This window comes from Streptomyces sp. ATCC 21386 (assembly GCF_018728545.1).
In the GTDB taxonomy this organism is placed as follows: Bacteria; Actinomycetota; Actinomycetes; order Streptomycetales; family Streptomycetaceae; genus Streptomyces.
Genome location: NZ_JAAVVL010000001.1, coordinates 5,314,775 through 5,328,841 on the forward strand (window position 1 = coordinate 5,314,775; position 14,067 = coordinate 5,328,841).

At 72.1% G+C, this 14,067-nt stretch carries 8 protein-coding genes; 2 read left to right on the forward strand and 6 right to left on the reverse strand.

The window, feature by feature from the left end:
* Positions 1-12: 12 nt before the first annotated feature.
* From GWK25_RS22640 to GWK25_RS22660, 5 genes are all read right to left on the reverse strand, one after another.
* A complete protein-coding gene (locus tag GWK25_RS22640) occupies positions 13-885 on the reverse strand; it encodes a DUF6202 family protein (protein ID WP_215452440.1) in 873 nt (290 codons plus the stop codon).
* Between the two features lie 62 nt (positions 886-947).
* Positions 948-2,066: a DUF6421 family protein gene (locus tag GWK25_RS22645; RefSeq protein ID WP_251828987.1), complete on the reverse strand. Its 1,119-nt coding sequence runs from the start codon at positions 2,064-2,066 to the stop codon at positions 948-950.
* 93 nt (positions 2,067-2,159) lie between these two features.
* Positions 2,160-2,900, reverse strand: a complete 741-nt coding sequence (locus tag GWK25_RS22650) for a thioesterase II family protein (protein ID WP_215452443.1) — start codon at positions 2,898-2,900, stop codon at positions 2,160-2,162.
* On the reverse strand, positions 2,897-4,876 hold the full coding sequence (locus GWK25_RS22655; protein ID WP_251828988.1) for a non-ribosomal peptide synthetase: 1,980 nt from the start codon (positions 4,874-4,876) through the stop codon (positions 2,897-2,899). The genes GWK25_RS22650 and GWK25_RS22655 overlap by 4 nt, the downstream gene beginning before the upstream one ends.
* A gap of 92 nt (positions 4,877-4,968) precedes the next feature.
* On the reverse strand, positions 4,969-8,184 hold the full coding sequence (locus GWK25_RS22660; protein ID WP_215452444.1) for a type I polyketide synthase: 3,216 nt from the start codon (positions 8,182-8,184) through the stop codon (positions 4,969-4,971).
* 140 nt (positions 8,185-8,324) lie between these two features.
* Here GWK25_RS22660 and GWK25_RS22665 point away from each other — a divergent pair, with 140 nt between their 5' ends.
* Positions 8,325-11,558 carry a non-ribosomal peptide synthetase gene (locus tag GWK25_RS22665; RefSeq protein ID WP_215452445.1) on the forward strand — a complete coding sequence of 1,078 codons (3,234 nt, stop codon included), beginning with the start codon at positions 8,325-8,327 and terminating at the stop codon, positions 11,556-11,558.
* Complete coding sequence (locus GWK25_RS22670; RefSeq protein ID WP_215452446.1) at positions 11,555-12,742, forward strand: cytochrome P450; 1,188 nt, start codon at positions 11,555-11,557, stop codon at positions 12,740-12,742. Before GWK25_RS22665 ends, GWK25_RS22670 begins: the two co-directional genes overlap by 4 nt.
* Positions 12,743-12,771: 29 nt before the next feature.
* Here the strand turns inward: GWK25_RS22670 and GWK25_RS22675 are convergent, their stop codons facing one another.
* On the reverse strand, positions 12,772-14,016 hold the full coding sequence (locus GWK25_RS22675; RefSeq protein ID WP_215452447.1) for an MFS transporter: 1,245 nt from the start codon (positions 14,014-14,016) through the stop codon (positions 12,772-12,774).
* Positions 14,017-14,067: the final 51 nt, after the last annotated feature.

A 14,067-nucleotide genomic window follows, 5' to 3' on the forward strand; every position in this document is an offset into this window, starting at 1 on the left:
GCGCCGGGCGGGTCAGGCACCCGCGGCGACGGGGTCCGTGGCACCGGGGACCCCGTCGGACGCCGACGCGGTGCCGGTCAGACAGTCGGCGAAGCAGGCGAGGGCACGGGACCAGTTCTCGGAGTACTCCCGGACCAGCGTGACGAACTCGGCAGCCTGCGCCGTGTCCGTGACCACCCAGGTCATACCGGTCTCGTCGTCGCTGACCTGCGCCGCGTGCACCGTCTCCGCCTTGATGTGGGAATCGATCCAGGCGAACTGGTCGGTCTCACCGAAGACCCGTTCCCCGTCCACCCAGACCTTCGCGTACAGCCGGCGGAAGGCCACGGCGATGTCCAGCGCTATGGTCTCCACCACCCGCAGTTGGATCGCCGCCCCGAGCGGAGAGCGTCCGAGCCGGTCCATGTTGGCCAGCAACTCCGTGATGGTGTCGGGCAGTTGGGACGCCGCCCGAACCTCGTCCGCGCCCAGCGCGGCCGCCAGCGGGGCGACGATGGTGTCGTCCCACCACACGTAGTGGATGCCGGCCGGACCCTGCGGGGCCACGGCCCGGAACTCCGGCGCGGCGTTGTCCAGGTCGTCGCCGATCACCCGGTAGACGGTCTGGAAGGCGCCGAGGATGTCGTGCGTCGGCGCGTCCTGCGCCGAGAACACCCGGGCCATCTCGCCCATGCCGGCGATGGTGCTGAACATGAAGCTCTTCGTCATCGACCGCCACCACACGCCCAGGGTGAGCGCGGCCCGCGCGGAGACGGATTCGGCGGCGCGCGCGTTCCCGAAGAACGCGTGGTCCGCCCGTCGCAGTCCCGCCCGGTCGATTTCCTGGTCCACCCGCTCGTCGAGTTCGGTCCGGTCGGCGAGGGAGAACTCGGTTGCAGCAGTCACGATCGCTCCAGAGAAGTATGAGGACGACGAGGTTCGCTGAACAGGCCGATGCGCGGCCGAGGTCATACGCCGAGTCGCTCTTTCACATCGGCGAAGAACGGGATGTAGCGGTAGTCGCGGGCCACCGGGTCGTAATCCGTGTAGCGGTTGGTGAATTCCAGCAGACGCCGACGGACGGCTTCGACGGGTTCGTCGTGGATCCTGCGCTCGATGTCCTGGATCGCGCCGAGGAAGCGGGCCAGCACGAGGGGGAGGTCGGGACTCAGCTCGATCCTGCCGCCGGCCACCCGGATGCCGTCGTGCTCGCTGAGGTACCCGAAGAGCAACTGGGAGGCCACGGCGTCGTAGTTGGGCCGTGGGATGCCTTCGACGGCGTAGCGCAGGAGGCGTTCGGCGAGGATGTACTCGTAGGCGGTCCGCGCCTGTTCGGCCGGGAGGGCGGGGTCGTTCAGCAGGACCAGCATGGCGGAGACGTCCACGCGCAGCTCTTCGAGTCCCGCGAGGGGTTTGTACTTCTTCGCCGACAGGAACGCGGGGATCGGCATGTCGCCCTGCCGGTGGTGGTATTCGTGCAGTCGTACCCACCACGACGAGGCCTGTTCCACCTGTTTGTCCGTCGCTTGCTGGATGAGCGGGAAACTCCCCGCGGCCATCACCGCGTCGATCATTTTCCGGGTGGTGCGGTTGTGCCGTTCGACGAACTTGTCGATGAAGTAGAAGATGAGGTCGTCCGGGTCCTGGATCCCGTCGAAGTGGTTCTCGGGGAAGAGCGCCACGACCACCCGCGAACGGAATCCGTCGGACTGCCCGGTGACGGTGACCGGAGCGGTGGGACTGGCGTACCGTTCCGCCAGATGCGGATCGGTGGGCAGCATCTCGTACGTGAGGTAGTCGAGGGACAGCGACGGAAAGTACGAGGCGTCGAACAACGAGAAGATGTGGTTGTCCCGACGGCTGTTGATGTGTTCCTTCGTGGCCCGCAGTCTGGAACCGGGAGCGAACGTGCGCAGATCCTCCAGAAAGGCCTGGACTATCGGCTGCCGCCGTAGGTGAGTCGATCCTTCGAGTCGACGGGCCAACTCCTTCTGGGTGTCCGCCTCACGGAACGAGGAGTGACTGCCGAACTCCCCCCGTAATTCATTGACTTCCGCGAACACCGAGCCCATGTCGATGTCGATCAACAAATGCTCCTCCCCGTCAACTCCGGTGCACGCTACCACGCCCGGATGTTCGAATCTTTGCGTTTTCGGAATGGCCGCAATAGGTCCCGCAATTCAGCGGGAGCCGTACCGAGGCGCGGCCGCGAGAGTCGCGCGCAGAACCGCGTACGGCGGGTCCGCGATGAGGTAGAAGTGATCGCCCGGGACCCCGACCTCCCGGACGGGCGACGTGCTGAGCGCACTCCAGGGGCGGCGGTCCGCGTCGTCGTCCCGGTCGCCGACGAGGGTGGTGACCGGACACGTGAGCAACGGCTCGGCAGGCATCACGTAGTCGTGGAACATACGGCCGTCGGCGATCAGGTAGGGCAGGACCACCTCCTGGAAGATCGGGTCGGCCGCCATCTCCGCGTCGGTGCCTCCCATCCTGACCAGATCGTCGAGCAGCCGGTCCGGGTCCTCCTCGGCGACGAGACCGGTGGGCAGCGGAGCGTCACGCGACCCCGAAGCGAACAGGTGCTCGATGTGGATGTTCCGGCGTTGCAGCGCGCGTGCGGTCTCCAGGGCTATGGGCGCGCCCAGGCTGTGCCCGAAGAAGGCGAGGGGGCGGTCGGCGAGCGGTTCCAGCGCGTCGGCGATGTCGCCGGCGAGCCGGACGAGGTCGTGCGGAGGCTCCTCGTCGAACCGGTCGGCGCGCCCCGGGTACTGGACGGCATGCACCTCCACCTCGGTCAGCGCCCCGCCCCAGTCGCGGTAGAACGAGGCCGACCCGCCGGCGTGCGGGAAGCACACCAGACGCATCCGCGCCTCCGGCCGTGCGGTGTCGCACGTCAGCCAACGAGAGGTACCCCCGGTCACCGGCTGACCCCCTTCCGGGCGCGCTGCTGCCGAAGCCTCGCGGTACGGGCCCGGCGGGCGGCCTCGGCCGAGGAGCCGGCCCGGGCGTCCTCCCCCTGCACGCGGCCGGCGCGGATGAGCGCGACCTGTGCCGTCACGGTGGTCTCCTGGAACAGGTCGACGATCGACGGCCGCAGGCCGCAGTGCTGCTCCAGCGCGTCCTGAAGCTTGAACATGGCCAGTGAATGACCGCCGAGGTCGAAGAAGTTGACGTCCGAGGGCACCGTGGGCCTGCCGAGCACCTCAGCCCACGCGGCGGTCACCTGGGCGGTGAGCGGGTCACCGGTGAGGTGCGCGGCCGGGGCCCGGCCGATGGATGTCTCGGCGGTGGGTGTCTCGACGGCGGGCGGCTTGGTGGGCGGCTCGGCGGTCGGCTCGATGGCGGGCGGCTCCGAGGCGAGCGTCCGCAGCAGCGCGCGGTCGAGCTTGCCGTTGAGGTTGCGCGGCAGCTCCGGCAGTACCCGCAGCTCACCGGGGACCATCACGGAGGGCAACTCCTCCGCGAGGGCCCGCCGCAGCCCGACCGGATCAGCGCCCTCCCGTGAGGCGACGAAGCCGACCAGGCCCGTGCCTCCCGCGTCGGGGAGCACGACCGCCTCCTCGACGCCGTCCAGCCCGCGGAGCGCCGACTCGACCGCACCGGGCTCCACCCGGTGCCCCCGGACCTTGATCTGGTCGTCCTTGCGGCCGACGAAGTCCAGCCCGTGGTCGGAGTTGCGGCGCACGATGTCACCCGTGCGGTACATGCGCGCGCCCGGCTCGTCGGCGAAGGGGTCGTCGAGGAAGACCGCCGCCGTGGCCTCGGGCCGGTCGAAATAGCCACGGGCCACTCCCGGCCCGCCGATGAACAACTCGCCTTCCAGGCCCGGGGCCACGGGCCGGAGCTCGTCGTCGAGCACATGGAGCCTGGCTCCGGGGATCGGTCCGCCGATGTCGACCGGCGCGGCGCGGGTGAAGCGGCGGAAGGTGGCCCACACGGTCGTCTCCGTCGGGCCGTACTCGTTGACGAGGTCCACCCCGTGGGGATGGACGGTGAAGTGCCGGTCGACCAGCGACTGCGGCAGGGCCTCGCCCGCCACGATCACCCGCCGTAGGGACGCCAGCCGGCCCGGACCGGTGCGCCGGGCGGCGTCGAGCAGCAGTCCGTACAGCGCGGGCACACACAGGAGGCGGTCCACCCGGTGGCGGTCGACCAGGGTGACCAGTCGCTCGGGGTCGCGCAGTTCCTCCTCGGACGCGACGACCAGGCAGCCGCCCGCCTGGAGCGTCCCCCACATCCCGGCCACCGACGAATCGAAGGCCGGAGGTGAGACCAGGAGGAAGGTCGGGCTGCCCGGATGAACCATGAGCCGCGCCCGGGTCGACGCGTCGAGGTTCCTGTGCTCCACGACGACGCCCTTGGGCTCACCCGTGCTGCCCGAGGTGTAGATGAGATAGGCCGGGTCCCTCGGACCGACCTCGGCGGCGAAGGCGCCCGGGTCCCTTCCGGGCTCCGGGTCGGGGTCGTCCGGGACGGTGATGACGGGAACGGGGGAGACGGTGGTCGTCCGCGGCCCCGTACGTGCCGTCGCCACGACGGCCGTCACCCGGGCGTCGTCGAGGATCGTGGTGAGACGGGCGTCCGGCTGCGCCGGGGCGACGGGTACGTAGGCGGCTCCCGCGCCGAGCACGCCCAGCACGGACGCGATCACCGTCACCGAGGGCTCGGCGACGAGGGCGACCCGGTCGCCGGAACGCACCCCGGCAGCGGCCAGCCGGTGGGACAACCGCCGGGACCAGGCGATCAGTTCGCCGTAGGTGACCTCGATGTCACCGCAGCGCACGGCGACCTTCGTCGCCCGGTCGGCGGCCACCTGGGCCACCGCCTCGTGCGCGGGAACGAACGGGACGTCCGGCAGCGGTTCGCCGATCTCTTTCCTGTGGTGCGTTGACGACAACTGAGAAACTCCCCCGTGCAATAAGCGGAATTTGGTGATCCGTGTTGCCGGGCGGTCGAATTGTGTCCGGTCGCCCGTGGTTGGGAATGCGTTCAGCGGGTGGATTCGTCCTGGATTCGGCGAACCACCGCGATATGGCCGTCCAGTGTTCTTCGGGCCAGCATCTCGCGTACGGGGACACGGATCTCGAACTCCGTGTTCACCCTCCGGATGAGCCGGGTGATCAGCAGGGAGTCACCGCCTTCCTTGAAGAAGTCGGCGTCCGCCGGGAAATCGTCCCGGCCGAGCAGTTCCGCCCAGATCCGGGTCACTCCTTCGGTCGCGTCGAGGGGCACCGGGTGCTCACCGGCCGGTGGTGCCGGGGTCGCGGCGGCCGGTGGTTCCTGTGTCGCGGTCGATGGTTGCGGCGTCGCGCCGCGGGGCGGCTCCTCGGCCGAGGCGAGTGCCTCCGGGGCCACCGTGCGTGGTCCGCGGAAGGGATAGCCGGGCAGCCGGGCCCTGCGGCCCACGCCGGTCAGCGCGTCCACCGCGACCGGGTGGCCCAGTGCCCAGAGCGCGCCCACACCCGCGAGCACCGTCGACGCCGGGGCGTCCCTGGCCCGGTCCAAGGCGATCACGGGGAGTCCGGCGGCCTCGGCCGACGGCGACAGCGGACGCCCCGGACCGATCTCCACGGCCACGGCGTCCGGGACGTGCTCGGTCAGCGCGTCGAGCGCGGCGCCGAACAGCACGGGCCGTCCGACCTGCGTGACGAACGTGTCGGGCGGCAGGACCGTACCGGCCGCGACGACCCGGCCCGACTCGTTGAGCGCGATCGGAAGAGCGGACGGCCGCAGCTCGATCCGCGACATCGCCCGGCTCAGCGCGGGCAACGCGGGCTCGATCAGACGGGAGTGGCCGGCGTGGGAGTAGCGCAGACGCCGTACGAAGCAGGTGTCGCCGATCCGGCGCAGATACGCGTCGACCTGCTCGGCCGGACCTCCCAGTACACAGGAGTCCGGTCCGTTGACCGCGGCCACGTCGAGGTCGAGACCCCACTCCTCGGCGAGCGCGAGTGCCTGCTTCACGTCCGCGCCGACGGCCACCATCGCGCCCTCGGGGCACTCCTGCATGGCCCGGCCCCGTTCCGTGATGAAGGCGGCCGCGTCGTCCAGGCCGAGGACGCCGGCGACCGCGGCGGCGGTGATCTCGCCGGAACTGTGCCCGCACACCGCGGCGGGCCGGACCCCCAGCTCCCCGAGAGCGGTCGCCGCCGCGTGGCCCACGGCGAAGAGCGCCGGCTGCGCCAGCGCGGGCCGATCGAGCTCGTCGGCGGGGAAGTCCGGGTCGCGGACGGCCTGCCGGATCCTCGCGGCCAACGGGGAGTCGAAAGCGTCGAGACACCGGTCGAGCGCCGGGTCGAAACCGGGGAGGGCGGTGAAGGGCGCGGCCATTCCCGGGCGTTGGGTACCACCGCCGGGGAAGAGGAGGACCACCGGGGCGGACCCACCGGTCATGGGCACGGTGCCCCGGGAGGTCCCGGACCGGGCGGCGAGGCGCTCGGCGACCTCGGCACTCGTCCGACCCGTGACGGCCAGCCGCTCGCCCAGGGCCGGGCGCCCGTTGACCAGCGTGCCGCAGACCTCACCGAGATCCGGATCGTGCTTCCGGAGATGAACGGCCAGTCCGTCCACCATCCGGTCGAGCGCTTCGGAATCACCCGCCGACAACAACACGAGCCGCTCACGCGGTTCCCACGGCCCCGGCGCGGGGGAGGGGCCGGCCGGCCGGGGCGGTGTCCGGTCCGCCTCGGAAGCGGCGGTTCCGTGCGGCCCGGGGGACTCAGCAGAGGCCTCCGCGAGGACCTTCGCGCGGGCCTCCCCACGGGCCCACTCGTGGGAGGCCACAACCCTGGGACCGGCCGCCCCGCGCGGGGCCGCTGCCTCGGGGCCGCGCGGCACCGGCACCGGGCCGGCCTCCTCGGCGGCCGACTCGCGCGGGCCGTCGGTCCCCGGGGCGGTCGGCTCGCGTGGCGGTGCCTGTTCGATCACGACGTGGGCGTTGGTGCCGCCGATGCCGAACGCGCTCACCCCGGCGCGTCGCGGGCCCTCGCCGGGCCACGGGACGGCCTCCGTGGGGATGTACAGCGGGCAACCCGCGGTCTCCAGCAGGGGGTTGCGCTCGGTGAACCCCGCGACGGGCGGGATCACGCCGTCGCGCACCACGAGCAGGGCCCTGATCAACGCGGCGACTCCCGCGGCGGCGTCGAGGTGGCCGACGCTCGCCTTCAGCGCGCCCACCGCCACGCTGCCCGGCCGGGCCCCGCCCTCACGCAGCGCGGCGCCGGCCGCCGTCCACTCGATCGGGTCCCCGATCCGGGTGCCCGTGCCGTGGGCCTCCAGGAAGCCGATGGAGCCGCCGTCGACCTCGGCCGTGTCCAGTGCCGCGCCGATGACCCGCCGCTGCCCCGCCGCGGCGGGCGCGTAGTAACCGGCCTTCGCGTGACCGTCGTTGTTGATCGCGCTGCCCAGGATGACACCGTACGGTTCGGGGTCGTCGTCGGTGACGTCGGACAGTCGGCGCAGCACCACCGCGCCCGCGCCCGACCCGGCGATCACCCCGTCCGCGTACCGGTCGAACGGACGGCAGACCCCCGTCGCGGACAGCACACCCCCCGGCTGGTGCAGATGGCCCGCCTGGGGGTAGCCGAACCCGGCCCCCACCACCAGTGCCTGGTCGCAGTCCCCGCCGAGCAGCGCCTGCACCGCCAGGTGCACGGCCACGAGGGAGGAGGAGCACGCCGTCTGCACGGCGAAGGCGGGCCCGGTCAGGCCGAGCCGGTAGGCCACCCGGCTCGCCATGAAGTCCGGCTCGGTCCCATGGATCACGTCGTCCAGCAGTCCGGGGTCGAGATGGCCGCCGCGGACCATCGCGCGCATGTAGCCGCTGCCGGTCATCGACGCGTGGACGCTGGTCACCAGGGTGTCGTCGCGGGGTGGAACCCCGGCGTCCGCGAGGGCGTTGTACGCGACCTCCAGCATCCAGCGATGCTGGGGGTCCATCAGCTCCGCCTCGCGACCGCGGATCTGGAAGAAGTCGTGGTCGAAGCGGTCCCAGTCGTCGAGATGACCGCGTACGGGCACATAGTCCGGGTCGGAGGCCGACGTGGCGGGCACGCCGGCCGCGAGCAACTCCTCCCGCGTGTATCTCCGGCTGTGCACACGGCCCCGGAGTTGCGAGTCCCACCACTCGTCGATTTCCCGGGGGCCCGGTAACCGTGCCGCCATACCGACGACCGCGACGTCCAGGGAACGATCCCGACTCGTCACAACGTCCCCCATCATGCCGTTGGAAATCGGATATTCCATCAGATGCTGCGTCGGTGCCGTGTCGCCTCGTGATCATATTCATGATGCAGGCAGTCTCAACCCTATTTTGGGAAAAGGAGGTTGGCAGGAAACGATCAGACATGGCAACGTCGGACGCCGCTGATTGCGAAGGGGGCGACGAGTTGCAGTCGAGCAAATCGCCGGGGGAAGGACTGCACGATGTCTTCGCCGCGTGGGCGGCCGCTCAGCCGCGCCGCACGGCGCTCATTGCGGGAAACACCCAGGTCTCCTACGGGGAATTGGACACCCGTGCCGAGCGATGGGCCGACCGGCTCGCCGCCGCCGGTGTCGCGCCGGGGCATCTCGTGCCGATCCTGATGCCGCGCTCCGTGGACCTGGTCGTCGCCCTGCTCGCCGTCCTCAAGTGCGGCGCCGCCTACGCGTTGCTCGATCCCGACTGGCCGGCCACCCGGCTCGACGCCGTGGTCGACCGGCTCCACCCGCCCCTCGTGGTCGCCCGACCGGGCACGGCGGTGCGCTTCTCCGCACCGCTGTGGTCCCCGTCCGACGACAGTCCGGAGCAGAGCCACGCCCGTCGCGCCGCCGTGAGGGTGCGGGACAGCGACGCGTGCTGTGTGTTCTTCACGTCCGGCACCACGGGACGGCCCAAGGCCGTGGTGAGTCCGCACCGGGCCACGGCGCGGCTCTTCCGGCCCGGCACCTTCGCCCGCTTCGACCGGGACACGGTCGTCCCCCTCGCGGCGGCACCCCCATGGGACGCGTTCTCCCTCGAACTGTGGGCCGCGCTCCACAACGGCGGCGCCTGCGTCCTGATCGACGAGCCGTTCCTGACGGCCGAGACCCTACGGGCGCTGGTCACCGACCACGGAGTGAACACGGTGTGGCTGACCAGCAGCCTGTTCAACCTGATCGTCGACGAGGACCTCTCCGCGCTGAGCGGCCTGTCCCAGCTGATGATCGGCGGTGAACGCCTGTCCGCCCGCCACGTCGGCCGCTTCCTCGACCGGTTCCCCGGCACGGCCCTCGTCAACGGCTACGGCCCGGTCGAGAGCACGGTGTTCACCACCACCCACCGCGTCACCCTCGCGGACACCGCCCGCCCGGGTGGCATCCCGCTCGGCCGGCCGGTGCCCGGCACCTCCGTCTTCGTCCTCCGGGGCGACCGGCCCTGCGCTCCCGGGGAACCTGGGGAGATCTGCGTCGCGGGCGACGGCCTGGCCCACGGCTACCTCGATGAACCGGCCCTCACCGCCGAGAAGTTCACGGACGTCGACATCCTCGGTGAACGGGTCCGGCTGTACCGCACCGGAGACCTGGGAGTCCTCGACGACAACGGGATCATGGAGTTCCGCGGGCGGCTCGACCGGCAGGTCAAGGTCCGGGGCAACCGCGTCGAACCGAGCGAGGTCGAGCGGCAGATCGTCGACCTCGTCCCCTCCGTAGCCGACTGCCGGGTGGTACCCCGCTGGAACGAACTCGAGGGCGCCCTCGACCTGGTCGCCTTCTGCGTACCGCACCGACCCGCCGACGCACCGCCGGAAGCCTCGACCGGCGCGAGCGCGGAAGGACCTACGGGCACACGGGCCGACGTCTCCGAGGACCCGCCGACGGACGTCCTCGCGGAAGCGCCGACGCACGCCCGCGCGGACGCAATCGCGCCCGTCCCCACGGAAGTGACCGCACACGTCCTCGCGGAAGTGTCTGCGGTGCTCGCCCGCTATCTGCCCGCCCACCAACGTCCCGCCGCCGTAGCCGTCGTGGACGCCTTCCCCCTGACCGGTACCGGAAAGCTGGACGACAAGGCCCTGCTCGCGGGTCTGCCCGATGCGCCGGGCGAGGCCCACCACGGCCCCGTCGACGACCCGCTCGTCCGCCTCGTGTCCCAGGCGTTCGCCGCGGTACTGGGCCGACGGTCCGTACCACCGCACACCCCGTTCTTCGAGCTCGGCGGCTCCTCGCTCCAGGCCGCCCGCGCCTGCACCCGGATCGGAAGACACACGGGTCGCCCGGTTCCCCTGTCGAGCCTGTACGAGCACCCGTCGGCCGCACGTCTCGGCACCTGGCTGCGGTCGACGCCGGCCCCCGACCCCGTCGCGCCACCGCCGCGCGGTGACATCGCGCCGACCCCCATGGAACTGGTCTTCCTCACGCGCCATCTGACGGCGCCCCAGGACCTGTCCCAGTACTGCCTGATGACGTGGCACCTCGACGACCGGCTCGACCCGGAGGCACTGGAGGGGGCCGTCGCCGCCGTCCACGCCCGGCACCAGAGCCTGCGCACCGCCTTCCGCGTGGACCCCCGGCCGCGTGCCGAGGTCACCGACGTGCCTGCCCCGCCCCTGGAACTGCTGGACGCCCGGCCCACCCTCGACGAGGCGGTCGTCGCGCTGCGGGCGCTCTTCGCGGAGCCCCTCGAGCCGAGGGACGCCGACCTGTGGCGCACCGCGCTGGTCCCGGTGACCGACCGGGGCGGCTGGCTCTTCGGGGTCCTGGTCCACCACATCGTCTTCGACGGGCGGTCGGAGTCCGTCCTGGCACGCGACCTGTCGGACGCCTACGCCGGACGCGAGCCGGGCCCCGTCCCGCCCACCCTGGCCGAACGGACGGCGCTGACGACGGCGGCCACCGCCGTGACGGACCCGGCGGCGCGTACGGCGCGAGCACGGCAGGAGTTCCGGGACGTGCCCGAGCTCCGCTGGCCCGAACCGCCCGGCCCCGGCGAGAGCGGCACGCGCCACCTCGACAGGTCCGTACCCCGCCCCCTCGCGGCAGGCCTCGACGCACGGGGCACGGCGCTCGGGGCGAGCAGGTTCGTGGTGCTGCTGTCGGCCTGGGCCGACACGCTGGCCGAGATCTGCGGGCAGCGGGACTTCGCGGTGGGCGTCCCCGTCGCCGAACGCAGCCTCCCCGAGCTGGACCGCGCTGTCGGCTGCCTGATCGACATGGTGCCGGTGCGCCTGCGCGGCCGGGCCGTGGCCGGCGGCGACGACGGCATACGGGAGACGGGCCGGCTGGTCCACCAGGCCCTCGGCCGGGGCGCCGTCCCCTTCACGGCCGTCGCCGAGGGCGCCACGACGACCCCGGGGCGACCTCCGGTGTTCCAGACCCTCTTCGCCCTCCAGGACAACCCGCCACCCCGCCTCGACCTCCCCGGCGTCGCCTCCACACATCTGCGCCAGCCGTACCCGGCCCTCCCGTTGGAACTGCACCTGGAGGTGTGGCCGGACGAGGACGGTGCCCTCGACGTGGTCCTGTCCCACCGACGCGAAGCCGTCGCCGACGTCACCGCCCGGAAACTGCTCGACGGCTTCCACGACCGTCTGACCCGCATCGCGACCGGAGCCCCCGCATGACCGTGGTGACCTGCGACCCCGCCGGTGTCGTCGACCCGGAGCTGCACGCCTCCGGCGAGGTGCACGAGGTGTGGCGCTGGATGAGACGGCACGCACCGGTCCACTGGCACGAACCGGGCGACCTGCCGGGCTTCTGGTCGCTCACCCGGTACGCGGACATCCGGGACGTGTACCAGAACCCGGCCGTCTTCAGCTCCGCCCGGGGCGTGCTGCTACGGCCGGCCGAGCTGGGGGAGGACCCCGGCAGCGGCCTCACCATGGCCCTCACCGACCCGCCCCGGCACCGCGCCCTGCGGGGGCAGCTGGCCGACCGGTTCAGTGAGCGGTGCGCCCGCTCACTGGCGGACGAACTGCGCGCCGAGATCCGCTCGGTGGTGACACGCGCCGTCGAGTCGGGCACCTGCGACGTCGTCCACGACATCGGTGCGCGGCTCTCCGGCCTCAACATCGGCAGACTCCTCGGCGTGCCGCCACGGGACCGGGAGCGGTTGCTGACCTGGACCACGGAGGCGTTCGCATCCGGCAGGCCACTCACCAGCCACGTCCCCCTCATGCGGTACTTCATCGATCTGATGTACGCGCGGATGGAGGAGCCCGCCGACGACGCGATGAGCAGGTTCGTCACCGAGGAGGTGCAGGGCGAACTGTCGACCGAGACCGAGATCCTGCTGGGTGTCGAGAACCTCGTGGGAGCCTCGGAGAACGCCGGTCTGTCGATGGCCGCCGGGATCCTCGCCCTCGCCGCGCATCCACGGCAGTGGGAACGGCTGGTGCGGGAGCGGGACGACGGACTCGTCAGGACCGCCGCGGAGGAGGTGCTGCGATGGACCAGCAGCGCCACGCACAGCATGCGGACGGCCACCGTGGACACGGTCCTCGGGGGCCGGCGGATCGCTGCCGGCGACCGTGTCGTGCTGTGGATCCCGTCCGCCAACCGGGACGAGTCGGCCTTCCCGGACCCGGACCGGTTCGACCTCGGCAGACAGCCCAACCGCCATCTGGCCCTGGGCACGGGCGAACACGTCTGCATCGGCAGCACCATGGCGCGCCACCAGACCCGGATGCTCCTGGAGACGCTCGTGGAGCGGGTCGCCGTCGTGGAACTCGTCGGTGACGCGGAGCCGCTGCGTTCGATCACGGTCAACGGCCCCGCTCACGCCGACGTGCGCCTGATCGCCCGCTGAGGTCACACGGGCCCGGTAACCCGCTGAGGTCACACGGGCCCGGTCGCCGGCGCGTTCTCCGTGGGGCCGGGCTCCGTCCACCGGGCACGCTGCCGGTGTTCCGCCCAGCGGACGGCGAACGGCGCGGCCAGGCCGGTCAGGGCGAACAGGACCCCGACGACGTACCACCCGGGGCGGCCCCAGGTGATGCAGAGCGAGATGATGAGGGCCGGTCCGAGGGCGTCGGCCAGCCCCGCGCCCAGGCCGAACACGCCCAGGTACTGGCCCGTGGCGTGTCGCGGGGCGAGGGCGAAGGACACCTCGAAGCCCGCGGCGGAGTACCACAGTTCGCCGATCGTGTGGATCACCGCGGCCGTGAGGAGCAGGGCCACGGCGGCCCACGCCGGTACGTCCGCCGCCGGCGAGATCAGCGAGCAGGAGACGAGGAAGGCCGCGCCCGCCCGGCGGTAGGCGTCGCCGCCGGCGGCGGGGGAGACGACGCTGCGGCTGGCCCGCACCTGGAACGCGATGACGATGACGGTGCTGGTGAGGATGGTGCCCGAGATCAGCCAGTGCGGCGCCGTGGTGGCGCCGACCAGCCAGAGCGGGATGCCCACGGTGAGCACCTTGAACTGCACGGCCATCACGCCGTCCAGGGCGGTGAGCAGCAGATAGGGGCGATCGCGCAGCGCGGTCCAGCGCGGCCCGTCGACGGCGGGGAGCGGCGCGACCGGCGGGAGGAGGACCAGGACCGCCGCCGCGAACACGAACGCGATCGCGTTGCCGACGACCATCAGCTGGTAGGCGGTGAGCGTGCCCACCTGCACCACCCAGCCCGCCAGCACGGCGCCGAGGGAGATGCCGAGGTTGGTCACCGCGCGCAGATAGGCGCGGAACTCCTGCGGCCGGTCCCCTCCGTAGTGCCTGATGAGCGGGGAGCGGGCGGCGGTCCCCGCCGTCTTCGCCCCCGCCGCCGCGCAGACCGCGAGCACGAACGGCCAGAAGCTGTCCGCCAGTACGAAACCGGCCGTCGCCGCGGCCTGCACCGTGAGGGTGACCGCGAACACGCCGCGCGCCCCGAACCGGTCCGCCAGATGACCGACCGTGACACCCAGGGCCAGCGCGACCAGACCCGCCAGCCCGAGACCGAGTCCCACCTGGTCCGCCGGAAGGCGCACCGCCTGCGTGAAGTACAGGACTCCGGCGGTCAGATAGAGGCCGCTGCCGATGGTGTAGACGAAGTTCGAGGCCGCGAGCACGCGTTGCGGGCGGGTGTCCGGGATCAGGCGGGGCACGGCGCGACTCCACATCACGGTCGGCGAGTACGGGCCCGGCAAGCTTTGTTG